The sequence below is a fragment of the Streptomyces sp. DT2A-34 genome (assembly GCF_030499515.1).
Classification (GTDB): Bacteria; Actinomycetota; Actinomycetes; order Streptomycetales; family Streptomycetaceae; genus Streptomyces.
The window spans coordinates 159728-184226 of record NZ_JASTWJ010000001.1; the positions used below are offsets into that span (position 1 = coordinate 159728).

Annotated in this window: 17 protein-coding genes; 11 read left to right on the top strand and 6 right to left on the bottom strand. The window is 71.9% G+C overall.

Annotation, left to right across the window (positions count from 1 at the left end; genetic code table 11):
* The first annotated feature begins 73 nt into the window (after window positions 1-73).
* The 4 genes from QQM39_RS00845 to tgmB all read left to right on the top strand — a co-directional run bounded on the left by QQM39_RS00845 (window position 74) and on the right by tgmB (window position 3041).
* Window positions 74-1234: a methyltransferase domain-containing protein gene (locus QQM39_RS00845; RefSeq protein WP_301994632.1), complete on the top strand. Its 1161-nt coding sequence runs from the start codon at window positions 74-76 to the stop codon at window positions 1232-1234.
* Between the two features lie 209 nt (window positions 1235-1443).
* The gene (locus QQM39_RS00850; RefSeq protein ID WP_301994633.1) at window positions 1444-1740 is read left to right on the top strand and encodes a YkvA family protein; all 297 of its coding nucleotides are present in this window, start codon (window positions 1444-1446) and stop codon (window positions 1738-1740) included.
* Between the two features lie 118 nt (window positions 1741-1858).
* The gene (gene tgmA / locus QQM39_RS00855; RefSeq protein WP_301994635.1) at window positions 1859-2050 is read left to right on the top strand and encodes a putative ATP-grasp-modified RiPP; all 192 of its coding nucleotides are present in this window, start codon (window positions 1859-1861) and stop codon (window positions 2048-2050) included.
* 16 nt (window positions 2051-2066) lie between these two features.
* Window positions 2067-3041 (top strand): ATP-grasp ribosomal peptide maturase, encoded by a 975-nt coding sequence (tgmB, locus tag QQM39_RS00860; RefSeq protein ID WP_301994636.1) that lies wholly within the window; start codon window positions 2067-2069, stop codon window positions 3039-3041.
* A 6-nt stretch (window positions 3042-3047) separates the two neighbouring features.
* Here tgmB and QQM39_RS00865 read toward each other — a convergent pair whose 3' ends face one another.
* Both QQM39_RS00865 and QQM39_RS00870 read right to left on the bottom strand, forming a co-directional pair.
* Window positions 3048-3266 carry a hypothetical protein gene (locus tag QQM39_RS00865; RefSeq protein WP_301994637.1) on the bottom strand — a complete coding sequence of 73 codons (219 nt, stop codon included), beginning with the start codon at window positions 3264-3266 and terminating at the stop codon, window positions 3048-3050.
* 113 nt (window positions 3267-3379) lie between these two features.
* On the bottom strand, window positions 3380-3841 hold the full coding sequence (locus QQM39_RS00870; RefSeq protein WP_301994638.1) for a DUF2269 family protein: 462 nt from the start codon (window positions 3839-3841) through the stop codon (window positions 3380-3382).
* Window positions 3842-3997: 156 nt separating this feature from the next.
* On the opposite strand from QQM39_RS00870, the gene QQM39_RS00875 reads away from it, so the two are divergent.
* Window positions 3998-4960 (top strand): GlxA family transcriptional regulator, encoded by a 963-nt coding sequence (locus QQM39_RS00875; protein WP_301994639.1) that lies wholly within the window; start codon window positions 3998-4000, stop codon window positions 4958-4960.
* 108 nt (window positions 4961-5068) lie between these two features.
* Window positions 5069-5416 carry a hypothetical protein gene (locus QQM39_RS00880; protein ID WP_301994640.1) on the top strand — a complete coding sequence of 116 codons (348 nt, stop codon included), beginning with the start codon at window positions 5069-5071 and terminating at the stop codon, window positions 5414-5416.
* 13 nt (window positions 5417-5429) lie between these two features.
* Here QQM39_RS00880 and QQM39_RS00885 read toward each other — a convergent pair whose 3' ends face one another.
* The 3 genes from QQM39_RS00885 to QQM39_RS00895 are packed head-to-tail and all read right to left on the bottom strand — an operon-like array spanning window position 5430 to window position 17247.
* Complete coding sequence (locus QQM39_RS00885; protein ID WP_301994641.1) at window positions 5430-12710, bottom strand: MupA/Atu3671 family FMN-dependent luciferase-like monooxygenase; 7281 nt, start codon at window positions 12708-12710, stop codon at window positions 5430-5432.
* Complete coding sequence (locus QQM39_RS00890; RefSeq protein WP_301994642.1) at window positions 12707-15988, bottom strand: type I polyketide synthase; 3282 nt, start codon at window positions 15986-15988, stop codon at window positions 12707-12709. The genes QQM39_RS00885 and QQM39_RS00890 overlap by 4 nt, the downstream gene beginning before the upstream one ends.
* Window positions 15988-17247, bottom strand: coding sequence for an MFS transporter (locus QQM39_RS00895; RefSeq protein ID WP_301994643.1), 1260 nt, complete (start codon window positions 17245-17247; stop codon window positions 15988-15990). Before QQM39_RS00895 ends, QQM39_RS00890 begins: the two co-directional genes overlap by 1 nt.
* 469 nt (window positions 17248-17716) lie before the next feature.
* On the opposite strand from QQM39_RS00895, the gene QQM39_RS00900 reads away from it, so the two are divergent.
* Window positions 17717-17995, top strand: coding sequence for a hypothetical protein (locus QQM39_RS00900; RefSeq protein ID WP_301994644.1), 279 nt, complete (start codon window positions 17717-17719; stop codon window positions 17993-17995).
* 25 nt (window positions 17996-18020) lie between these two features.
* Here the strand turns inward: QQM39_RS00900 and QQM39_RS00905 are convergent, their stop codons facing one another.
* Window positions 18021-20102, bottom strand: a complete 2082-nt coding sequence (locus tag QQM39_RS00905) for an alpha-galactosidase (protein ID WP_302003427.1) — start codon at window positions 20100-20102, stop codon at window positions 18021-18023.
* 112 nt (window positions 20103-20214) lie between these two features.
* Here QQM39_RS00905 and QQM39_RS00910 point away from each other — a divergent pair, with 112 nt between their 5' ends.
* From QQM39_RS00910 to QQM39_RS00925, 4 genes are all read left to right on the top strand, one after another.
* Window positions 20215-21252: a LacI family DNA-binding transcriptional regulator gene (locus QQM39_RS00910; RefSeq protein ID WP_301994645.1), complete on the top strand. Its 1038-nt coding sequence runs from the start codon at window positions 20215-20217 to the stop codon at window positions 21250-21252.
* A 107-nt stretch (window positions 21253-21359) separates the two neighbouring features.
* Window positions 21360-22691: an ABC transporter substrate-binding protein gene (locus tag QQM39_RS00915; RefSeq protein ID WP_302003428.1), complete on the top strand. Its 1332-nt coding sequence runs from the start codon at window positions 21360-21362 to the stop codon at window positions 22689-22691.
* 2 nt (window positions 22692-22693) lie between these two features.
* Window positions 22694-23614: a carbohydrate ABC transporter permease gene (locus QQM39_RS00920; RefSeq protein WP_301994647.1), complete on the top strand. Its 921-nt coding sequence runs from the start codon at window positions 22694-22696 to the stop codon at window positions 23612-23614.
* Window positions 23611-24441: a carbohydrate ABC transporter permease gene (locus tag QQM39_RS00925; RefSeq protein WP_301994648.1), complete on the top strand. Its 831-nt coding sequence runs from the start codon at window positions 23611-23613 to the stop codon at window positions 24439-24441. The genes QQM39_RS00920 and QQM39_RS00925 overlap by 4 nt, the downstream gene beginning before the upstream one ends.
* Window positions 24442-24499: the final 58 nt, after the last annotated feature.

Consider the following 24499-nt stretch of genomic DNA (forward strand, 5'->3'; position numbering starts at 1 on the left):
GGCTCGACCCGGCGCCGGCGATGCGGGACGGTCCTCCGCCGTCCCGGGCTGCGACGTGGGAGAGAACGGCATCATGCGCATGGTGGCGCGGTGCGTACGCGGGCTGGAGCCCGCACTCGGCACGGAAATTCTGCGGACGGGTTCCGCGACCATCGACTGGATCGGCCACCGTGAGGTGGGCTTCCGGACCAGCACCGACACCCCTTCCGGTAACGGCGACGGCCGGGTGCGGCTGCGGACCGCCGACGACGTCTTGCTGCTCGCCCGCCGCCAGGACGACGTCGGCCCGCACAAGAGCGACCTGGCCGCGCTGGCCGAGATGGCCCGTGCGGTCGATCTGGAGGAGCTGGCGCGGGAACGCCGGGCCCGCGGCGGGCCGGCCGGGTTCGGCGGGATCGAGATCTCGGCGTCCTTCCTGGGGCGCAGGACGTACAACCGGTACGACATCGAGGACGCCGTCGGCCGGGTACTGGCCGAGCGCGCCGGTGTGCCGTACCACGCGCGCCGGCACGGCGAGCCCGCGCCGCCCGGCCACAGCGGATGGCGGCTGACGCTGGACGGCGCCCACGCCACCCTGCTGCTGCGCCTCGGGCGGCGCCCGGCGCACCGGCGCGCCTACAAGGACGCGACCGTTGCGGGCACCCTGCACCCGCCGGTCGCCGCCGCCATGGCCCAGGCGGCCGAACTGCGCCCGGGCCAGCGGGTGCTGGATCCGTGCTGTGGCGCGGGGACGCTGCTCATCGAGGCCCACCACACGGTGCCGGGCACCACCCTGCTCGGGTTCGATCTCGATCCGGCCGCGCGGCGGGCGGCACGGCTCAACGCCGGGCCGCTCCCGGTCACCGTGGAGCGCGGCGACGCCGGCGCCCTGCCCGTCGCCGATCGCAGTATCGACCGCGTCCTGTGCAACCCGCCCTGGGGCGAACAGGTCGACGCGGGTGGGCGCCTCGCCGGGCACCCGGAGCGACGGTGGCGCGAACTCGCCCGCGTCCTCACCGACGAGGGGCGGGCGATCGTGCTGCTGCCCGAGGCGCGGGGACTGGGCCATGCCCTGTCGCTCGGCCTGGCACCCGTCCATGTGCAGCAGCTGAGCCTGTTCGGCAGCCGTCCGCTGCTGGTCCGCCTCGAACGGCCACGCGACCGCGGGCGCGCTCGGGCCCGGCGACAGGCGCAGGCCAACAACGGCGGCGCTCGTCCCCTCGCGGTGCGTACGCCGCCTGCGCAGGAGTCGTAGGTGGCGCGTACTGCGTCCGGCGGGTTGCCTTCGGTGCGCGTGGTGGGCGGTCTCCGCTCCTGCCCAGGCAGGTGCCGGGGCCGGTCGCGCGTCTTTCGTCCTGACGGGTGACGGGAGCCGCCAGGTGACCGCCCTCATGCAATGCGCACGCCGCGAGGGGGAATCCGACGAGCAGTGTGTCGTGCGCACCGCCGGCAGGAGGAGGGTCCGTGGAGTCGACCACCACAGTGATCGTCGTCGCCGTGGCCCTGGCGGCCCTGGTGCTCGCCGTGGCCGTCGGCGTGCTGGTGCGGCTGGTGCGGACCCGGCGCGTCATGCGGCGTGCCGGGCTGCCGACCGGGCCGCGATGGGTGTTCTGGGGTGCCGTCGCGTACTTCGTGCTGCCCGCCGATCTGGTGCCGGATCCGGTGTATCTGGACGACATCGGCGTGCTCTTGCTGGCACTGCGTACCCTGCGCCGTTCTCCCGATGCGGGACCGCCGGACGCCGTTGGTCACAGAAAGTAAGGAAACCAATCACTCGTTCGATTCGTTTAAGTAGGTGGAAACCAAAGGGCCTCTTCGGACCCAAGGGCGCCGCTGGGTGACCAGGCTCGATCGGAGCAGCACCTGTGAGGGAGAGACGATGCAACCGTTCGCGCTCAACTATGCACGGCCGGCGGCGGAGTTGGAGGTCACCGCTCCGTACGTCTACGACTCCGGTCTGCAGTTGAACGTGCTCCGTGACGGGCGAATAGCCGCCCGTGATCATGCTCTGTTGCGGGAGCTGGGGACCACGACGTCCACGGCGGGCTCGAAGACCCACTTCGACGACTGAACACAGGGCGGCGACGATGACCGTCTTGATTCTGACGAGCGAAGAAGACGTGACGGCGGACATGGTGGTCGTGCACCTGAACGCGTCCGGCGTCCCGGTGGTCCGCATCGATCCCGCCGACCTGACCGGCGGGGTCGCTCTGTCGGGCGAGTATGCGCAGGGCGCTTTCCGTGGCCATCTGTCGTCCGCGGGACGCCTGGTGGGCATCGACGGGCTGCGGTCGGTCTGGATGCGCCGGCCGGGGACCGCGGCGGCCCGGGCGGTCATGCCCTCCGCCTGGCTGGCGGAGGAGGCCGGGCAGGCGCTGTACGGCATGCTGCGCGGGTGTGACGCCCGCTGGATGAACCATCCCGACGCGGCCCGCCGGGCCCGCTACAAGCCGTGGCAGCTGCGGGTGGCCCAGCGCTGCGGGCTGCCCGTGCCAGCCACGTTGATCACGACTTTTCCGCAGGCCGCCCGCGATTTCGCCGACCGCTATCCGGATCTGGTGGTCAAGCCGGTCTCCGGCACGCATCCGCAGGATCCGCCGCGGGCGGTGCCGACCAGCAGGGTGTCCCCGGACGCGGACTTCTCCGCCGTCGCGTTCGGGCCCACCCTGCTGCAACGGCGCGTCGCCAAGCGGGCCGACATCCGTCTCACGGTGGTGGGCGAGCGGCTGCTGGCCGCCCGCAGGACGACCGACCCCGAGGCCGAGGTGGACGTCCGCTTCGACGCGTCGGACGCGCCATGGCGTCCCACCGAGGTCGCACCGCGCGTCGCCGAGGCCGTCCGCGCCTACATGCGGGAGGCCGAACTCGCCTACGGGGCTTTCGACTTCGTGGAGGACGCCGACGGGACGTGGTGGTTCCTGGAGTGCAACCAGTCCGGTCAGTTCGGGTTCATCGAGGTGGACACGGGCCAGCCGATCGCCCTCGGCATCGCCGAGTGGCTCGCCCGGCCCGCCTCGTGGCGGCAGTCGCAGGTGCACGGTGCGAGCGCGCAGGTTCCCTGACCGCGCTCAGAGCTGCTGCGGGCCGGGCGGCAGGGCGCCGCGCTGCCAGGTCGGGGCCGGGGGTCCCGGGCGTCCGGGAGCCGGTGCGTGGCCGCCGGACCGTAGCAGCGGCTGCATGGCGAACTCCACTTCTCTGCTGACGCGTTCGGCCTCCCGGCGCACCTGCAGGGGGATGTCGCCGCGCTCCGCGATGAGCCGGTCGTAAATGGGGGAATCCTGGAACACCCGTCAACGCGCCTTTCATGTCGTGGCCCTGTGTGCATTTGGGCACGGCTGTCGAGTCTAGGCGCCGACGCACACTGAAGTGCGAATTCTGCCAGAGCACTTGACGGCCGGGGTCAGGCACCCGTAGTCGAGCCGGGACGGACGATCATCAGGACGGTGACGGTCGCCCACAGGAGGTTGAAGATGCCGGTGAACATGGCGAGTTGAACGGTGGCCGCGTGCTCGACGGGCTGCTCGGCGCCCAGTCGCTCGAGGAGTTCCTCCTGGCGGGGCAGGACGAAGGCGACCAGGATTCCGGCGGCCGCGGCGGTCAGGGCGATGGACGTGATGAGCCATCCGCTGCCCAGGACGCCCATGGCCAGGGCGGTGGCCAGGCCGAGCACGGGGACCGACACCCCGATGGCTCCGTAGACGCGGCAGATGCGGTGCAGGAGCCGGACGGTGCCCACCGCCACCGCCCCGTCCGTCGCCGGGACGCGGCGCGCGGCCGGCGGGAACATGCTGGCCGCGACGGTGACGGGGCCGACGGCGACGATGGCGGCCAGGACGTGAAGGGTGAGGAGGATCTTGGTCACCCGCCCCACGCTAGGGATCGCACGGGCGATCGGACAGAGGCTGAAATGACAGCTTCCAACGGGTTCTCGCCAACACTTCTGCCCGCTCTTTCACCGCACCTCACATGTGCCACCTGCACTTATGTGTCTGGCGGGAATCCACCTAGGGTGGCGTTCATGCACACCGTGGCGATCCTGGTTCTCGACAACGTGGTGCCGTTCGACATGGCGACGCCCTTCCAGATGTTCGGCTGGACGCGGTTGCCGGACGGTCGCCGCCCCTACCGGGTCCGGCTGTGCGCCGAGTCGCCGGAGGTGCCCACGGAGGGCTTCGCCCTGCGGATCGACCGCGGGCTCGACGGGCTGGTGGACGCGGACACGGTCATCGTGCCGGGCTGCGACGAGACGGGGCCGCCCTCCGCGCGGGTGGTGGCGGCCCTGCGGGAGGCGGCGCGGGCCGGCACGCGGATCGCGTCGGTGTGCGTGGGCGCCTTCGTGCTGGCCGAGGCCGGACTGCTGGACGGGCTGCGGGCCACCACGCACTGGATGGCCACCGACGAGCTGGCGCGGCGCTTCCCGCGCGTCCAGGTGGAGCCGGACGTGCTGTATGTCGACAACGGGCAGGTCCTCACCTCCGCCGGAGCCGCCGCCGGACTGGACATGTGCCTGCACATGATCCGGCGGGACCTGGGGTCGGCCGTCGCCGCGCACACCGCGCGCATGGCCGTCGTACCGCTGGAACGGGAGGGCGGGCAGGCGCAGTTCATCGTGCACGAGCACCCGCCCGTACCGCGGGGTTCGGCGCTGGAACCGCTGCTGGAGTGGATCGAGGACAACCTGGCCGGCGAGATCACCCTCGGGGCGATGGCGGAGCGTTCGGGGATGAGTGAGCGCACCTTCAGCCGCCGGTTCCGTGAGCAGACCGGCACCACTCCGCTGCAGTGGCTGCTGCGGGCGCGGGTGCGGCGGGCCCAGTATCTGCTGGAGAACAGCGACCACCCGATCGAACGGATCGCACGGCAGGCGGGGTTCGGTTCGCCCACGGCGTTCCGGGAGCGCTTCCGCCGGGTGGTCGGCACCACGCCGCTCGCCTACCGCTCCGCGTTCCAGGGGAAGGCCGCGGTCGGCGCCCAGTCATAACCGGTGGCTCGCCCTGTTCAGTCACGGTGGGATAAATCACCCGAGTCCACGCGGGCCGTCAGCAGTTGGACAAGGGGTATCGATCCTCCCCAAGGACGGTGTACGCCCATGAACTGCTCCAGCCGCCTCCTCTGTGTCCTCTACATCGCCACGAGCGCGGGGCTCGCCTGGACCTCGGTCCTCACCTTCCGGTACGGCCCCGTGTGGGGGGCGTGCCTGTTCGCCGCCGCCAGTCTCGTGCCGGTCATCGCCGTCGTACGGGAGACCGTGATCGGCGAACAGCGGCGGTGGCTCCTGGAGCTGATCGCACGGACCGGGCGCACCGGCGACACCGCCGAGGCGATCGTCCGTGCGGAACTCGACTCGGCGTGCTGCGAGCGCTGGTGGACGAGCCTCGGCAGTCAGCACGATGTGACTTGCCGGCACGGGATGCCGCGGAGCAGCAGCGCCGCGTGAGTGTCCGCGACGGTCAGCGGCCGAGGGCCCGGTCGACCTCCTCGCGCAGGAGGGCGACGTAGTCGCGGGTCCAGCCCTCGATCGTGGTGCGGTCCCACAGGTCGGCCGAGTACTCCACGAAGCCCTTCAGTTCGTCCCCGGCCGGGACCAGGCCGAAGCTGAGCTCGGTCCGGGACGCGGCGGGGGCGAGGTCCTCGACGGCCGTGGTCAGGCCGGGCAGTTCGATCTCCGCGTCCAGGGTGCTCTGGTAGGCGAAGCCGACGTCGAGCCGGTCCGGCACGTCGACGCCCGTGCGTTCCCGCAACGCGGGGGCGATCCGGCGCACCGGCAGGGCGTGGTCCATGCACTCCACCGCCGTACGGGCCACGCGGTCCGTCAGGGCGGCGAAGGAACCGGCCGCTCCGTCCCGCACGCGCAGCGCGAAGCCGGTGATCGTGCAGGCCAGCAGGTATTCGAACTCGCGGCGCTCGCGGTTGGCGTAGGAGATGTTGAACACGACGTCGGCCTGTGCGGACTTCTGCGCGAGCATGCGGCCCAGGGCCGCGGCCGTGACCACGAAGGGCGTCGTTCCCCGCTGTCGCGCCAGTCGCTCGACGGCGGCCCGCACCTCGGCCGGCACCGTGAACATCGCGGCGCCGCCCCGTCCGCTCGCCCGCTTCGGCCGGGGCCGGTCCAGCGGCAGGCCGACCGTGAACGGCACTCCGTCGAGCTCACGGAGCCAGAACTTCAGTTTCCGTTCGTCGGCGGCCCCGTCGGCCTGCTCCCGCTGCCATCGCGCGTACGTCACGGGCTGGCACCGCACGGGCGGCAGGGTGTGGGGGTCGCCCGTGACGGCGGAGCCGTAGAGCGCGGCCAGTTCCTTCAGCAGCAGGCTGACGGACCAGCCGTCGCAGGCGGAGTGGTGCAGGACGAGGAGCAGGACCCAGGTGCTCTCGCCGGTGCGCAACAGGCGCACCGCCACCGGGGTTCCGGCGGTGGGGTCGAGGGGTGTCTCGGCGGACTCGGCGCCGGCTCGTTCCAGGGCGGCCTGCCGCTCCTGGGCAGGCAGGGCGGTGAGGTCCTCGACCGGCAGCCGCACCGGTCGGGGCCGCAGCACCTGCTGCTCCCAGCCGTCGCCGCTGCGGGCCAGGCGGGTCCGCAGGCCCTCGTGCCGCTCGACGAGCCGGGTCAGGGCGGTGTGCAGGGACGCCACGTCCAGGTCACCGGAGAGGGTGATCCGCAGGGCGACGTTGAAGACCTGTGGGAGGTCGTGGTCGGCGTGCACCGTGGCGAAGCGGGCCTGTTGCGCGGTGGCGGGCGCCCGGCGCTCCACCGTGCCGGGGCCGTCGTCGGCTTCGGAGGGCACGCTCGTCCGGTCGGTCATCTCGCCTGCCGCAGCGGCCAGTTGGGCCGTCATGGCCCGTAGCGTCGGCTCCTGGTAGAAGCGCAGCATCGGGTACTCGGTGCCGAATTCCTCCCGGACCTGGTTGACCAGCCGCATCGCGGTGATCGAGTGACCGCCCAGCTCGAAGAACGAGGCGTCGCCCGCGATGCCGTCGGCGTCGACGCCGAACTCGGCCGCCCACAGCCGCCGTACCCGTCGCTCGACGTCGTCGCGGTTGCCTTCCGCCGTCTGCCCGGCGACCGTGCTCGGTCTGCGGTCGGCTGGTGCGGAAGTGACGAGGTCGGGGGCCGGCAGCGCGGATCGGTCCAGCTTGCCGTTGCCCGTCACGGGCAGGGCGGGCAGGACCCGCCAGGCGCGCGGCACGAGGTACTCCGGGAGCCGGGCCGCCAGTTCCTCGGCCAGGAGGTCGGCGTACGCCTGCCGGTCGTCGGCCGCCGCGCCGATCGGGTCGGCGGGGACGGCATACGCCGCGAGGTAGGCCTCACCCCGGTCGTTGCGGCGCGCCGACACGGCCGCTTCACGCACACCGTCCAGGGCGTTGAGCACGCGGGAGACCTCTTCCGGCTCGACCCGGAAGCCACGGATCTTCACCTGGTCGTCGGCCCGGCCGCAGAACTCCAACGTCCCGTCGGCACCCCAGCGGACCAGATCGCCGGTGCGGTACCTGCGGGCGTCCGGACCGCCGTCCGGGTCCGGCAGGAAGCGCTCCGCGGTGAGTTCGGGGCGGTGCAGATAGCCGCGGGTCACGCCGGGGCCGCCGACGTACAGCTCCCCCACCGTGCCGACGGGCACGGGGCTGCCGGATGGGTCGAGCACGCTCAGCCGTACGTTGTCGACCGGGCGCCCGATCGGGATCGGGCGGGCGGGGTCCGGGCTCTGCGCGGCCACGGTCTGGGTGGTGCACAGGACGGTCACCTCGGTGGGCCCGTACACGTTCACCGTCTCGTATCGCGCCTCGGGGCGCGGCCGGGTGCGCAGCGCGTCACCGCCGAGCAGCAGATGGCGCAGCGGCGGCTGGTCGCCCGCCGGCAGGCGCAGCAGCTGTTCTCCCAGGGCGGTGGGGAGGATGGAGAAGGTGGCGCCCTGCTCGCCGTACCACCGGGACAGGGCGAGCGGATCCCTGCGGAGCTCCTCGTCGGCGATCGTGACCGACGCTCCCGCGGTCAGCGCCGGCCAGATCTCCAGGAGCGAGGCGTCGAAGCTCTGGCTGCACACGACCGCGCTGCGGTCGGCCGAGGTGAAGGCGAAGCGCCGGTGGTGCCACTCGCACAGGTCGACGACGCCGCGGTGCGTGACCACGACGCCCTTGGGGGTGCCGGTGCTGCCCGAGGTGTAGAGGACGCAGCACGGGGACTGGTGGTCGGTGGCGGACGTGGCGCGTGGTGAGGGGTGTGCGGTCGCGTCGGGCCGTACGACGGTCACTCCCGTCGGCAGCTTCAGGGCGGCCGCATCGTCGTGCGTCGACACCACGATTCGGGCCCCGCACTCGGCGATGACCTGCTCGGCGCGCGCTCGTCCGAGGGACGGATCGAGCGGCACATAGGCACATCCCGCTTTGAGCGCGGCGAGCATGGCGACGACGAGGTCGGCGGAGCGGGGCAGCCACAGGGCCACCTCACCGCCGGCGGGCTGCTGCTCCCGCAGAGCCGCGGCCAACCGATCTGTCCGGTCGTTGAGTTGACGATACGTCAGTTGCGTGTCGCCACTGATCACGGCGGTGCGGTCGGGTAGCTCGGCGGCCTGTCGGGTGACGAGGTCGTGGACGGTGGTGTCCGTGAGCGGGCGGGTCGGGCCGCGCTGCCAGGACGGCGGTACGGGTTCCCCGTCGGCGGCGGTGGCCGGGGCGAGCCGGGACAGCGGTGCCTCGGGTGCGTCGACGGCCGCCGCGAGCAGGTCCCTGAAGGTGGCGTAGAACCGGTCGACGGTGTCCTCGTCGAACAGGTCGGTGTTGTACTCCAGGTGGCAGCGGATGCCGTGCGGCTGGTCGGTGAAGTAGACGGTGAGATCCGTCAGGGACTTGTCGGGCCCCGCGTCCAGCGGTGTGGCCTCGACGCCGGGCAATGCGAAGCGGAACGGTTCGGCGCGCTGGAACTCGGCGAACGCCTGGAACACCGGTGTCCGGTCGGCCGCCCGGGGCGGCGCGAGGCCGCGCACCACCCTTTCGAAGGGCACACGCGCGTGGTCGTACGCGTCGAGGGCGACCGTGCGCACCCGGTCCAGCAGCGTCCCGAACGCGGGATCGCCGGACAGGTCGAGGCGCAGCGCGAGCGTGTTCACGAAGAACCCGAGCAGGTGCTCGGCCCGCTCGGGCCGGTCCGAGATCGGGGTGCCGACGACGATGTCCGTCTGCCCGGTGACCCGGTGCAGCATCGCCCCGTATCCGGCGAGCAGGGTCATGAAGAGGGTGCTGCGGCGCGCACGGCTCAACTCGCGCAGGCGTCGGGAGAGTTCCGGGTCGAGGGTGTGGAAGACGGCCCGGCCGTTGGAGGTCATGGTCGACGGACGGGGCCGGTCGGTGGGGAGGGCGAGGACGGGCAGGTCGCCGCCGAGGGTGCGGCGCCAGTGGGCGAGGTCCTCGTCGGCCTCGGGGCTGTGGGCGGCCGCCGCCTGTTGCCTGGCGTGGTCGGCGTAGCTCCAGGTGAGCGCGGGCAGGTCGGGGGCGGCTCCGTCGCGTTCGCTGCGGTAGAGCGCGGAGAGGTCGCGGGCGAGGACGGTGGCGGAGGCCGCGTCGACCACGATGTGGTGGAGGGACAGCACGAGGACGTGCTCCGCCTCGCCCAGATTGACCAGTCGGGTGACGAACAGGGGGCCGTTCGCCAGGTCGTAGCGGCGCGCGCTCTCGGCCGACAGGACGTCCTGGAGCGTGCGTCGAGGGCTGTCGGTGCCGTCCACGCACTCGAAGTCGGGCTCCGCGAACGCCCTCACGATCTGGCGTGGCCCGTCCCCGGTCTCCCGGAAGACGGTACGCAGCCCCTCATGACGGGCGACGAGGCCGCGCAGGGCCGCGTGCAGAACGGGTACGTCGAGAGGGCCGTCCAGGCGGATCGCCTTGACCTCGTTGTAGGCGGTGCGTCCGGGAAGGAGGCGCTCCAGGAACCAGATCCGTTCCTGGCCGGGCGACAAGGGCGCGTCCGTGGGGGCGGGTTCGGCGGGTGGCGGTCCGGCGGCGAGCCCCCGGCGGGAGCGGCGGCGCAGCGCGTCCAGCCGTGGCAGCCCCGCGCGCAGCTCGTCCGCCGCGACACCGAAGTCGACGAGCGCCACGATCTCGTCGGCGCCGGCCCCGGTCACCGCGTCCACCACCGGGCGCACGCTGTCCACGGTGCCGATCAGGGCACGCTGGTCGCAGTAGCGGCCGTAGGCACGCCGGAACACCGTCTCCAGATCGTCCTCGCTCAGGGCGGACAGGTCGATGCTGTGCCCGAGGCTGTTGGTGACGCCGCTGAACAGGGACAGGGACGCGCGCAGGTAGCGGGACAGCGGTTCGTACGCCTCGGTCCGCGCCGTGTCGTGGTCCTCGGCGAGATAGGTGTGCAGCAGGACGGCCACCCGCCCTGCGTCCGGGTCCAGGCCGTGGCGGGCCCGGGTGCGCCGGTAGCGGGCGATGTTCTCCTGGAGCTGTTCGACGGTCTGGGTCATCAGGTTGGTGACGACGCCCAGGTCGTGGCGGGCGGCGAGTTCGTACGAGGCGGGGTTGCCGACCACGGCGGTGTAGAGCGGCGGAGCGTCCTGCACCGGTCGGGGGAAGAGGCGTAGCTCTGCCTCGCCGTCACCGGTCGTGCGGCGCACGGCGTCCCCGCGCCAGAACTTCCGTACCTCCTCCAGCTGTTCGTACATCAGCTCCTTGTGGCGGCCGAAACGGTCGGGGAAGAAGGCGAAGTCCTTGGCGCTCCAGCCACTGGCGACACCGATGCCGACGCGCCCGCCGGAGAGGTTGTCGACCATCGACCACTCCTCGGCGACCCGGATCGGGTCGTGCAGCGGCAGGACCACGGAGCCTGCGTTGAGCCGGATGCGCTCGGTCTCGCGGGACAGCGCGGCGGCGAGCACCGCCGGGTTGGGGAAGAGGCCGCCGAAGGAGTGGAAGTGGCGCTCGGGCATCCACAGCGCATGGAAGCCGTGCCGGTCGGCGAACCGGGCGATGTCCATGAGGAGTTCGTACTGGCCGTGGCGCGGTGAGGACGCGTCCTGGGGGTAGTCGCCGAAGAAGTAGACGCTGAAGTCGGTGGTGCGCGCGGCGGGTTCGCTCGCGGGTCGCGTCCGGGATTCGGTGACGGCGGCGGCGTTCCAGGCCATGGCGGCCACCGGGGCAGGCGCCGAGTCCGGTTCAGCCGAGGCCGGTTCAGCCGGCGCCGGTCTCGGTGGCGCGGTCTTCGGCGCCACGGGCCGCCCGCCCGGGAAGAAGCCCGCCGTCCGCAGCTCGCGCAGCGAGTCCCGTACGGCGTCCGCCACGAACTCGAGGTCGCCGTCCGAGTGGGCGGTGGACAGGAAGAAGTTGCGCCACTCCCAGACGTGCACGCCGCGCAGCATCAGGTGGTGGTAGAGGAGCTCCATGTCGGCGCGGTGCTCGAAGCGGAACTGGGAGCCGAAGTGGCTCATCCGCAGCGGGTACTCCTCGGTCTCGAAGAAGCCGTTGAGCGTCGCGGCCAGTTCGGCGGTCCGCGCGTTGAGGCGTTCCTGCAGGTGCGGGCTGTGCTCCTTGAGGTGGGACAGTACGGCGCGCGCGGCGACCATCGACACGGGGTGCTGGATGTACGTACCGCCGAAGAAGGTGGTGTCGGCGGGCGGGTAGCTGTCGTCGCCGTACGACCAGTAGCCGCCGTCGACGCCGTCCATGAGGTCGGCGCGGCCCGCGATGGCGCCGATGGGGAAGCCGCCGCCGAGGAGCTTGCCGTAGGTGGCGAGGTCCGGTGTGACGCCGTACAGCTCCTGCGCGCCGCGCGGGGCGGGGCGGAAGCCGGTCAGCATCTCGTCGAAGAGCAGCACGATGCCGTGGCGGCGGGTGAGCTCGCGCAGCCTGCGCACGAACTCGACCGGTTGGAGGGAGGGGTGTCGGCTCTGCACCGGTTCCACGACGACCGCGGCGATGTCGTCGGCGTGCCGGGCGATCGTCTCCAGTGCGGTGTCGCTGCCGTAGTCGAGGACCAGCAGATCGGAGACGGCGGCCTGCGGGACGCCTCGGGAGACGGGCACGGTGAGCTGGTCGGCGCCGCTGCCCGAGGGGCGGCCGAGGACGTTGTCGGCGTGGCCGTGGTACGCGCCCAGGAAGGTGACGATCTTGTCGCGGCCCGTGGCGGCGCGGGCGAGGCGGATGGCCGCGGAGTTCGCCTCCGTACCGGAGTTCGCGAACGCCACCCGCTCCAGACCGGTCAGTTCGGCCAGCAGCTCGGCCGCCTCGCCGGTCTCCATGGTGCGCGGGCCGAGCTGGATGCCGCGGGACAGGTGCTCGCGGACGGCCTCGGTGACGAAGTCCGGTTCGTGGCCGAAGAGGAGGACGCCGAAGCCCATCGTGATGTCGACGTACTCGTTGCCGTCGACGTCCTGGAGCCGCGCCCCGCTCGCCCGGCGGCCCGCGATGGGGTACAGCATCTCCTTGGTGCCGCTGCGGAAGCCGACGACGGCACGGCTGTCGGCGAGGACGCGGCGGTAGCGCTGGGCGATTTGCCTGGAGGTCGCGGTCCTGGCGGTGTAGCGGCGTACGAGGTCGTCCAGGTGCTCCTGCTGGGAGCGCGGGGAGGCGTCCCGCACCATGCCGGAGGTCCTCGCGACCGTCACCCGCGGGCCGTGGACGCGCGGCGGCTCCGGGACCGGGGCGGTGGCTGCGCCCATCTGCTCGGCGATGCGCCGCGAGAGTTCGGTCATCGCCGCCAGGTCCCGGTCGAGTGCGGCGGATATGCCGTTCAGCCCGGTCACTTGGCCGCCTTGCCGTTGAGCCGCTCCGTCACCGAGGCCGTCTGGAGGGCGAGCAACTGGGAGAGCTGGGACATCATCTGCAGCTGTATCTGTGACATCTGCTGGATCTTGTGGGCGAGGTCCTCCAGCTCCTCGCGGGTCGCGTACTCGGATGCGGAAGGGGATGCGGTGGCGGCAGGGGTGGGCTCGGGAGTGGGCGCTGGTGCGGGTGTTGGTGCGGGTGCGGGTGTGGGTGTTGGTGTGGGTGCGGGTTCGGGTGCGGTGATCCTGGGCGTGACGGGCGCCGCCGACTCGGCCCGCTCCACCGTGGATTCAGCCGGCGCCGTCCCCGTCGCGTCCGGCATGCGGGCGACGATGAACTCCGCGAGCCGCCGTGGCGTCCCCGTCTCCTCGAACAGCTGCCGCATCGTCACCTTGACCTGGTGTTCCTGCTCCAGCTCCCGCAGCACGCTGATCATCTGCAGCGAGTCGGCGCCGAGGTCGAAGAAGGACGCGTCCGCGACGATCGCCGACGGATCCTCGCCGAGGTGCCGGGCGGTCGCCTCGACGATGCTGTGGAGTACCCGCGCGACCGCTGCCTCTTGCTGAACCACTTCCGCTTCCTCTCTCGCTGATCTTCCCGTGCTCAGGGCGGTCGACTCCGGCCCTGTCCAGTAGTCCTTGTGCTGGAACCGGTATCCGGGCAGCGGGATGCGCCGGCCCCCGGTGCCGTCCAGCAGCACCCGCCAGCCGACCTCCGCTCCGGCGCAGTGCAGCCCCGCCGCCGCACCCCAGAGGGAGCCGAGCCCGGTGCCGCGCCGCAGCGACGGCAGCGACCGCACCTCGGGCAGCGCCCGGCGGGCCAGGCCGCTGAGGGTGGTGTGCGGACCGATCTCGAGGAGTACGTCGGGCCGTTGTGCGCCGATGCCGCGCAACGCCTCGTCGAAGCGGACGGGTGCGCGGGTGTGCCGTACGAAGTGGTCGGCGTCCGGGGTCCAGCCGGGCGGGCGGGTCACCCCGTCCAGGGCGCTGACGAAGGGGAGGCGCACCGGCCGGAAGTCCACGTCGTCGAGGATCTTGCGGAACTCCTCCAGCATCGGTTCCATCAGGGCGGTGTGGAAGGCGCGGGTCACCGTCAGCCGCTGCCCCGGTGTGCCGCGCTCGTCCAACAGGGCGCACGCCCGGTCCACGGCCTCGACCGGCCCGGCGAGCACCTGTGCGCGCTCCCCGTTGGTCACGGCGACCTCCAGGCCGGGCACCTCGGCTGCCAGGGCGAGGGCGCTCTCCCGGTCGAGTGCGGCCGCCACCATCGCACCGGGGACGCAACGCCGCCGCATCAGCCGGCCGCGCTCGATGGTGAGGCGCAGTCCGTCGTCGAGCGACAGGGCTCCGGCCGCATGCAGCGCCGCGTACTCTCCGACGCTGTGTCCGGTCACGGCGTACGGTTCGATGCCGAGGTCACGCCAGAGCCGGACGAGGGCGCACTGCAGGGCGAACAGGGCGGGCTGCGCGGTGTCCGTGTTGTCGAACGGCCCCGCGAGCAGCGAGTCGCCGGTGAGGTCGCGGAAGTGGTGCTCGCAGGCGTCGAGCACTTCGCGTACGGCGGGGAAGCGCTCGTGGAGGTGGTCGGCCATCCCCGGGTACTGGCTGCCCTGCCCGGTGAACTGGAACGCGACGCGCGCGGGGCCCTCCTGCGGGGTCGTGCCCGTGGTGACCGTCGCTCCTGCGGTCCCGGCGAGCCAGGCGTCGAGGGTGTCGGCGAGGGCGGCCGGGGTGGAGCCGCGGGCCGCGAGCCGGTGGCGGCCGTGGGCGCGGCCGAGGGCGGCGGTGGTGACGAGGTCCGCCACGTGGGGCGCGGGTGGCTGCCGTAACCGGTCGCGCAGGGCTCGGGCGTTGTCCGCCAGGGCGGCCTCGCTGCTCGCGGATACCAGGAGCACGTCCGCGGGGGCGGCGGCGCCGGTGCGGGGCGCGGGGTCGGGGGCCTGTTCCAGGATCAGGTGGACGTTGGTGCCGCCCACGCCGAGTGAGGTGAGGCCCGCGCGGCGGGGCACGTCGCTCTCGGGCCAGGGCCGGGCGGCCGTCGGTATGTAGAAGGGGCTGTGGTCGAGGTCGAGGCGGGGGTTGGGCTCGCTGAAGTTCGCCATCGGCGGGATGACGCCGTGCCGCAGGACCAGCAGGGTCTTGACGAGGCCGGCCAGTCCGGAGGCCGCGTCGAGATGGCCGATATTGGCCTTGGTCGAGCCGAGGGCGCAGTAGCCGGTGCGGTCGGTGTCCTCGCGGTAGGCGCGGGCGGCGCCGTCGAACTCGATCGGGTCGCCCTTGAGCGTGCCGGTGCCGTGGGTCTCCAGGTAGCCGATGGTGTCCGCGCCGACACCGGCGCGCCGCAGGGCCTGCCGGATGGCCGCGCGCTGGCCGTGTGCGCTGGGGGCGGTGAAGGCGGACTTGTCCGCGCCGTCGTTGTTGACGCCCCAGCCGCGGATGACGCCGTGGATGGTGTCGCCGTCGGCGACGGCCCGGGCCAGCCGCTTCAGTACGACGGCCAGGACGCCCGTGCCGCCCACGGTTCCGTCGGCGCCGGCGTCGAAGGCCCGCAGGCGGCCGGACCTGGAGAGGATCGAGCCCTTGACGTAGCGGTAGCCCAGGGCCCTCGGCACATGGACGGCGGTGGCGCCGACGAGGGCGAGGTCGCAGTCGCCCATGAGCAGCGACTGCGCGGCCGACTGCACGGCGACCAGGGAACTGGAGCAGCCCGTCTGGATGTTGACGGCGGGACCGGTGAGGCCGAGCCGGTGGGCGACGCGGGTGGCCGTGAAGTCGGCGTAGTTGCCGACCGTGATCTGCATGCCCGCGGCCCAGTCGGTGGCGGGCCGGGTGGGCAGGACGTTGTTGAGGAGGTAGTTCTGCAGGGCGTACAGGTGGTAACCCGTGCTGGCGTACACGCCGACGCGGGTGCCGTCGCGTTCGTCCGGATAGCCGGCGTTCTCCAATGCGTGCTGGGCGCACTCCAGGAACAGGCGTTGCTGGGGGTCCGTGAGCCGGGCCTCGCGGGGGCTCATCGCGAAGTGCTGGGCGTCGAAGCCGGCGATGTCGTCGAGCACTCCGGAGGCGCCGACGAAATCCGCCGCCCGGTACTCCTCGGCGGGGACGCCGGCGGCGGCCAGTTCCTCCTGGGTGAATCGGGTGATGCGGTCCGTGCCGTCACGGACGATGCGCCAGAGTTCCTCGGGGGTGTCGGCGCCGGGCAGCCGGAAGGCCATGCCGATGACGGCCATCCGCGGGTCGAACTCGCTCGTGGCCATCAGCCGTGTCCCTCCGTCGCCGTCGTCCTGTCCCGGCCAACCGTTTCCTCAGCGCCGGGGTCGCGGGTGCGGCCGCGGCTCAGGAGCAGCAGGAGCAGGGCCGCGCAGAGCCCGATCGCGAGGCCGTGGAAGGAGGCCACCACCTGCAGCGGGGAGAACCTCTCCAGCAGGGCGCCGCTGACGAGCATGCCCAGGCCGAAGCCGGTGTTCTCGGCCGAGGCGGAGAGCCCGAAGAGGCGGCCGCGCTGCTCGTCGGGGGCGGTCTGCAGCCGCGACACGTAGACGATCTCGGTGAATCCGTCGGCGGCTCCGGCGACGAGCGCGGCGATCACGGCGGGCACGGTGGGCAGTCCGCTGAAGACCACGATGAACCCGGCCGACATCACACAGGCGCCGAGCGCGAACGCCCGCTCCCCCGGTGTGCGCCCGGTCTTCTTGGTGACCCGGCCGATCACCTGCTGGGCGACGATGTTGCCGAGGGCCCAAGTGGCCCAGAACTGGCTGATGAACGTGGCCGGATGGTCGGGGTCCAAGCCGCTGGAGTAGATCGGCAGGGCGACGTTGTGGGACGAGGAGCCCAGCCCGTCGACCGCCCGCACGGCGATCATCGCCATCAGCAGCGGGGCCGTGCCCAGCAGCATCCGGGCCGTCCAGCGGGCGGCGCCGACGGACTCCGCGGAGCCGCCGCCGACGGCATCCTCGGCCGCCCTCGTGCGTACGGGCAGCAGGAACAGCACCGTCGCGGAGACCAGGAAGGTCGCGGCGTCCAGCGCGAACGCCGCGGAGTAGCCGAGCTCGGCCACCACCACACCCGACGACGCGAACCCGGCGATCATGGCGAGCGAACGCCCGGTCACCAGCAGCCCGTTGGCGCGTACGCGGTGCTCCGCCCCGACGATCTCCGGGATGCTGCTGCGCAGGGCGACCTGGGACAGCGTCGAGCAGCCGCCGGTGACCACGGCCAGGACGTACAGCAGCCCGGGGCGCGTGCCCTCGGGCGCGAGCAGCAGGCTCAGCAGCGCCACGGCCTGGCACAGGTCGGCGCCGACCATCAGGCGCTTGCGGTCGTGGGCCGAGACCAGACGCCCGCTCACCCAGCCCGACACGACGCTCGTCGCCAGGCGTACGGCCATGAAGAGGCCGGCCGCCAGCGCGCTGCCCGTGGCGTCGTAGACGAAGACGTTGAGCGCCACCATGTTCAGGTAGCTGCCGTACGCCGAGATGCCGTTGCCCACGACGAGCAGGCGGAAATGCCTCATGCGCCTTCCTCTGGTCTGCATGAAGGGTGTGAGTGAGGTGAGGCCCGGGAGGCCCGGCCCGCCTGTTCAGTGACGGCGCGCGGTCCGGGCTGACGGCAGGTCGCGGTGCGGTCGCCCGTCGCGGCCGTCGCGGTCGCCGCGCGGGAAGCGATGCCGCGGTGTCCGAGGCCCGGTCAACGGCCCCGACCGCTGTCGGTGCGTCGGTGCGCACCGCTGTCGCACGGCCTGTTCCTGCCCCCATTGCCGGCCCAGCACAAAAACCATTCCCCCTAGAGGCCGCCGGACAGCGGCCATCGGTCCGCCACCCAAGCAGACCCGGACACGGGCGTTCAAGGCTCCGAGCAGGTCCAGACTCTTTCCGGTCCGGATTTGGCGATTTCGGACCGCCCCTCATGACCCGCGTGGCGGAGGCCACGGGCGGCGATCGACCGCGCGACCTTGCTGCAGTGTCCATTCCGAGGAGCGAAGGGTGACGGCCGGCCGGCTGCTGCGCCGCCAGGTCACCGGGCGACGAGCCAGCGGCAGCGCACGTCGGTGGCTCGCCGTGTCCGGAACAGGGATCGTGCACGTGAACGACCAGCCGGTGGGGACGAGCCGCAGGCTCCCACCGTCACCGCCGTTGCGCGGTTACGTCCAGCACCGCCAAGTGCCGGGAGCCGAGAAGGTGTTACGCCACTTCGGCGGTCGCGAGACGCCCGTCTACGACGGGGTCGGCGCCCTGTACTACGACTCCCGCAGGACGCGCTGACCCACTTCCCTTCCTGCCTGCCCGGTCACGTGAGACGGACCAACAGCACACCGGGCGTGCGCGGCAGCGACACCCGCAGTCCGTCCCCGTCCCAGGCCACGGAGCCGGTCGGCGCGGAGGAGGGGTGCAGGACCTCCGCGCCGACCTCCCGGCCCGCCAAGTGCCGTACAGGAAGGTGCAGTTCGGTCGCGCCGCCGCGCCGCCAGACCGTGATGTACGACGTGCGGTCGTCGGGCGTCCGCATCCCCAGGGCCAGCCACTCGTCCGTCCACCCGGGCAGACCCAGCGGCCAGAACGGCAGGGCCCCTGCGAGGTCCGGGCGGATCGACTTGTACGTGCTCACCGCCTCCCGCACGAGGGTGAGCTGGCGCTGCGACATCCGGTCCAGATGGCCCGACAGATGGATCCGCCCGAGCAGTGCCCCGCCCAGGGTGAAAGTGATCAGGTCGTCGTCGTACTCGGGCTGCGGGTACGCCCAGACGGCGCCCTGTTCGGGCGGTACGGCCGTCGGTGCGGCGGCGGCGATCGGCGGGTAGCGCAGCGGGTCCTGCTGGTCGCTGGTGGACTGGAGCTGGGACACGGCCAGCGTGGCCGCGTCCATCCGCATCCCGCCCGAGGCGCAGTTCTCGATCACCAGCCGCGGATGCCGGTCCAGCACCTCGGAGAGCCAGTCCAGGTAGGCGTGGGCGTGCCCGAGCAGCCCGGCTCCCGGTGCGAGGTCCCCGGGGGCCAGGGTGCCGGGATCGATCACGATGTTGTAGTCCAGCTTGAGATAGCCCACGCCCCAGTCGCCGACGATCCGGTCCACCGTCTTGTCGAGGTGCGCGCGGGCCGCCGGATGGCGCAGGTCGAGCTGATGGCGGCCCTGCTCGATGAGACGTACGCCGTCGCGTTGGAAGAAGGCGTCCGGCGGGAGCGCGGCGGCGACGGGGCTGCGTACGCCGACGACTTCCGGCTCCAGCCACAGCCCGGGCACCATGCCGCGCTCCCGGATCCGGTCCAGGACCGCCCCGATGCCGCCGTCGGGGAAGCGGCGCGTCGAGGGCAGCCACTCGCCGACGCTGTCCCACCAGCCGCCCTCCGCCGAGTCGTCGTACCAGCCGGAGTCCACGCAGAAGTACTCCGCGCCCGCCTCGGCCGCCGCGTCGATCAGGGGCAGCAGTTTCTCGGTGGTCGGGTCGCCCATGAGCGTGTTCATGTAGTCGTTGAAGACGACCGGGAGCACCGTGTGGTCGGGGTGCGGGCGGCGCACGGCGCGGCGGTACGAGGTCAGCGCAGCCATGGCCTGGTCGAACCCGGAGCCGAGGGCCAGCACCCCCGGCACGGTGGTGAACTCCGCGCCCGGGGCCAGCCGGACCCGCCACTGGTGCTCCGCGTCCGTGGGGCCGTTCAGCGCCAGGTACGTGCCGTGCGCGCGTTCGCCCAGGTCCCAGCGCCAGCCGGCCGGGGACTCGATCTGCCACAGCCAGGTCCGGCCGCTCCCCCGGTCCGTCAGCGCCCCCATCGCCAGGTGACCGCCGGTGGGCCAGCTGCCGCGCCCGGCGAGGACGAGGGCGGCCCGGCTGTCGTGCTGATGGGCATCGACGTTGATGTCGGCGACGGTGTCCCGCAGCGGCTCGGCGTACCAACGGCACTCCGCGAGCCAGTCGTTGCGGGCCCGGTGCACGTCGAGGGCGTCCGGTGCGGGCAGGCCGCCGACGAGCAGGCTGCTGACGGACTGGACGACGAGGGGTTCGGGGCCGTCGTTGCGCAGCCGCACGCGGGAACGGAGCACCGGCAGTCCGCCGGGGGACGTCAGCTCGACGAACGCCGTCAACCCGGTGGCCGGGTCGTGGAGTTCGACGGTCAGCCACTCCTGATCGCCCCGTCTGCCGGTGCGGTGGTGCCGGTACTTCAGGCGCGTACCGAAGGCAGTGCCGGTGAAGCGTGGGCCGGACCAGCCGCTGCCGTGCCCGAGGGCGGTGAGCTCGACGAGGGGGAGGGCGGATTCCGGGTGGACGGATACGGCAGGCACTGACCCGGCGTCACCGAGCCGGACCAGCCGCAGCGTCCCGTCAGGTGCTGTGGCGAACTCGGCCGCCAGGGCCGCATGACCCCAAGTGAACATGACTCGCGTGCCGTTGAGATCCGCGTCGGCCGTACCGGTCAAGGCGCTCCCCTTTGTGAATCCCTCGTTACGGTCTCTTGACGGCCCCCATGTGACCGGTCACAATCCTGGCATGAATGTGACCGGTCACACAAGGCGCCCAGCGAGCATCAGGGATGTCGCGACCGCCGCCGGGGTCTCGTACCAGACCGTCTCCCGGGTGATCAACGGCCATCCCAGCGTCAAGCCGACCACCCGGGACCGGGTGCTCGCCGCCATCGGCGAACTGGGCTTCCGGCGCAATGCCACCGCGCTCGCCCTGGCCAGCGGACGCAGCAGGGCCGTGACCGTGCTCACCGCGAACACCACTCACTACGGCTACGCCTCGATCCTCCAGGGCATCGAGGAGTCCGCCCGTGCGGCTTCCTACGCGGTGGGGATCGGCGTACTGGAGTCCGCGGACGAAGCGGCCGTCGCTGCCGAGGTGCAGCGGGCGGCGGACGCGGGCGGCGGGCTGATCGTGATCGCCTACGACCCGGCCGGTGTGCGGGCGCTGAGCGCCGTCCCCGCCGAACTCCCGGTCGTCGGCGTGGTCGAGACCCCGGCGAGCCCGCCCGGCGGCGACCGTCCCTGGGTGTGGACCGACGACCGCGAGGCCGCCTACCAGGCGACCCGTCACCTGCTCTCCCTGGGCCACGAGACGGTGCACTACGTCGCCATCCCGTCCAGCACGCGGCGCACCAGCGCCCGCACCAGCGGCTGGCGGCAGGCCCTGAAGGAGGCGGGGGCCCCCGAACCCCGCCCCGTGCAGGGCAGTTGGGGCCCCGCGGGCGGCCACGCGGCGGGCTTGAAGCTGGCGCGGGACCCGGCCGTCACCGCCATCCTGTGCGGCAACGACGATCTCGCGCTCGGCGTGCTGCGCGCCCTGCACGAGACCGGCCGTTCCGTCCCCGGCGACGTCAGCGTGGCCGGGTTCGACGACGCCCCGCACTCCGCCTTTCTGACCCCGTCGCTGACGACCGTACGCCTGGACTTCACCGGTCTGGGAAGGGCCGCGTTCGCCCTGTTGCACGGGGTGCTGGAGGAGGCCGCGCAGATCGCCCCGCATCCCGTCTCCGTACCGGAGCTGGTGGTCCGGGAGAGTTCGGGGCCGCCGTCCGCCACCGTCTGAGCGCGCCGCACGGTTCCCGAATGCGCCGCTCGCTCCCCGAACCCGCCGCACGAGCACCGCTGTTCTGATTCCTGCTTCCTGAACCACCCGTTCGCGAAAGGCACGTGATGAAGACAAGAGCTCTTTCCGCCCTGGCGCTGATAGGCGCCCTCGGCCTCGCCGCCACCGCGTGCAGCGATCCGACGGCCGGCTCTTCCGGCGACTCGGGCGCGGAGGGGAAGCAGGCCGCCGTCGATCCGACCGCCCGCCTGGACGGCGTGAAGCTGACGATGTGGACCGCGCAGAACACGGTCAACGCCCCCAAGCAGGTCATCGAGGCTTTCGAGAAGGCCACCGGCGCGACGGTTCAGACTCAGGCGATCCCGGACCTGTACGAGCAGAACGTGCCGACGAAGCTCGCCTCCGGCGACCGCCCGGACCTGATGTTCTGGCAGCCGTCCATCTCCACGCTGCCGTTCATCCAGCCGCAGCAGAACCTGCTCACCCTCGACGGTGAGCCGTGGGAGGCCAAACTCGGCGACACCGAGAAGTCGCTCGGCATGATCGACGGCAAGCGGTACGCGGCGATCGTCACCAGCCCCGCCATGCTCGGCGTCTACTACAACAAGGACGTCTTCGAGCGGGCCGGGCTGAGTGAGAAGGACTTCCCGAAGTCGTACGACGAGCTGCTGGCGCTCGGCCACAAGGTCGTCGACAAGACCGACGCCGCCGCCTTCTACGAGGCCGGCGGCGACAAGTGGCCGCTGCAGTGGCAGATGCAGGTCCAGCTCACCGACCTCGACCAGCAGTGGTGGGACGGGCTCAACAAGAACGAGGAGAAGTGGACCGACCCGGTCGTCGTCGGCGCGATCAAGAAGTACAAGGAGAAGCTGCTCGACGCCGGGCTCGCCCAGAAGAACTACCGCACCGGCACCTTCACCGGGCAGGCCGACGCGCTGTGGAAGGGCGAGGCCGGCATGGTCCTCAACGTCACCTCCTTCCAGAGCCAGTTGCAGGCCAAGTACTCCACCGCCGAGATCGACAAGAAGATCGGCTGGTTCCCGATCGCCAACTCCGCCGCCACCGGCATGTACTCCCCCGACCAGACCAACGGTGTGGTGGCCTTCAAGACCGGTGACGACAAGCGGCAGAACGCGGCCCGGCAGTTCCTCGCCTTCTGGCTCGGCCCGGACTACGCCGACTACATCAAGGCGATGAAGATCCCGTCCGTGCAGCCGTCCGTGCCCACGCCCGACGGTCTGCCGCAGACGTCCAAGGCCCAGGTCGCGGCCCTGTCCACCGCCATCGGCGTCTTCCAGGCCAAGGCGATCGTGGCCCCGGACACGCACCTCTACCTCGCCGACATGATCTTCGGCAAGAAGGACCCGCGGCAGGTCGCCCAGGCGATCCAGGACCAGTTCGCGCAGGTGGCCAAGGCCCAGGGCGCGCCCGGTTTCTGACGATGACTCACACGGTCGTACGTGCCAAGCCCACGCCGGTGAAGGGCGCGCCGAGGAAGGTGGGGCGGCTGCCGCGCGCCGCCGTCCACCACCCCTGGTGGTTCGCGCTCCCCGCGATCGTCGTCTTCGCGGGCTTCTTCCTGGTGCCCAACCTGCTCAACTTCTACTACCCGTTCACCAACTGGTCCTCCTACCACGCGGACATCGCCTTCACCGGCCTCGACAACTTCAAGACGATCGCCGACGACGGCTCGCTGTTCCGCGCGATCCGCACGACCCTGCTGTACGCGTTGCTGGCCGCGCTGTTCCAGAACGGCTTCGGGCTGGTGCTGGCGCTGCTGCTGGAGGCCGACAGCCGCTTCAACCGGTGCTTCCGCGCGGTCTTCTTCCTGCCGGTGCTGATCTCGGCGCTCGCCACCGGTTACGTCTTCCAGGCCCTGCTCGACCAGGACGGAGCCGTCAACTCCGTGCTCGGCACGGACATTCCGTGGCTGGGCTCGACGACCTGGACCCTCGTCGTCGTCACCCTCATCCACGGCTGGAAGTGGATGGGGCTGTCCATGCTGATCTATCTGGCCGGGCTCAAGGGCATCCCCGGCGACATGCTCGAAGCCGCGCGGATGGACGGCGCCGGACCCTGGCGGACCTTCTGGTCGGTGCGCTGGCCGATGCTCGCGCCGGCCGTCACCTTCAACGTCACCACCGCGCTGATCGGTTCGATGAACACCTTCGACATCGTGCAGGCCACGACCGGCGGCGGCCCGGCGGCCTCCACGGAGGTCTTCAACATCTACATGTTCCGGATCTTCGGGCAGGGCCTGTACGCCCAGGCCTCCGCGATGAGCCTCGTCCTCTTCCTGGTCGTGGTCGCGGTGGCGATCCCGCTGGTCGTCGGTTTGCGGCGAAGGGAGCAGCTGCTGTGAACCCGTCCGTCGCATGGCGGTACGGCCGCCCCGCGCTGGTCCTGCTGCTCGCCGGTCTCGCGGTCGGCGTACCGCTGTGGCTGGTCGCCGTCACCTCCGCCAAGCCGCAGGCGGAGGCCATCAAGCCCAACCTCGACCTGCCGCGCGCCTGGCAGCCCGCCGACAACTACGCGGACGCCGTCAGCCAGGGCGAGATGCTGCGCGGCTTCTTCAACTCCCTGCTGGTCGTGCTGCCTTCGGTCGTCCTGGTCCTGCTCCTCGGGGCGGGCGCCGCCTGGGTCTTCGCCCGCCGCAGGTCGAAGCTGGTGTCGGCGGCGTACGCGCTCTGCATCAGCGGGCTGCTGCTGCCGCCCGCGGTCATCACCATCGTGATGGAGCTGCGGCAGCTGGGCCTGTCGAACACCCGGCCCGGCATGATCGCCGTCTACACCGGCATGTACCTGTCGACGTCGATCTTCTTCATGACGGGCTTCATCCGCGCCATCCCCCTGGAGCTGGAGGAGGCGGCCCGGATGGACGGGGCGACGCCGGCGCGGATCTTCTGGCGGATCATCCTGCCGCTGCTGCGCCCGGTCATCGCCACCGCGACGATCATGGTGATGCTCTACGCCTGGAGCGACATCTTCTACGCCTTCTTCGTCCTCGGCGGCGGCGAGCGGGCCACCCTCCCGCTGAACCTCTACCAGGTCGCCAGCGCCCAGCTCTACCTCAACAACTGGCATCTCGTCTTCGCGTACGTCGTGGTGATGAGCCTGCCCATGGTCGCCGTGTTCCTCGTCGGCCAGCGAAAGATCGTGTCCGGAATCACCAGTGGAGCCGTCAAATGACCGGAGGTCCAGCAGCGTGATCACCCCCGCCCGCGCACGAAGCCGTACCCGACTCCGT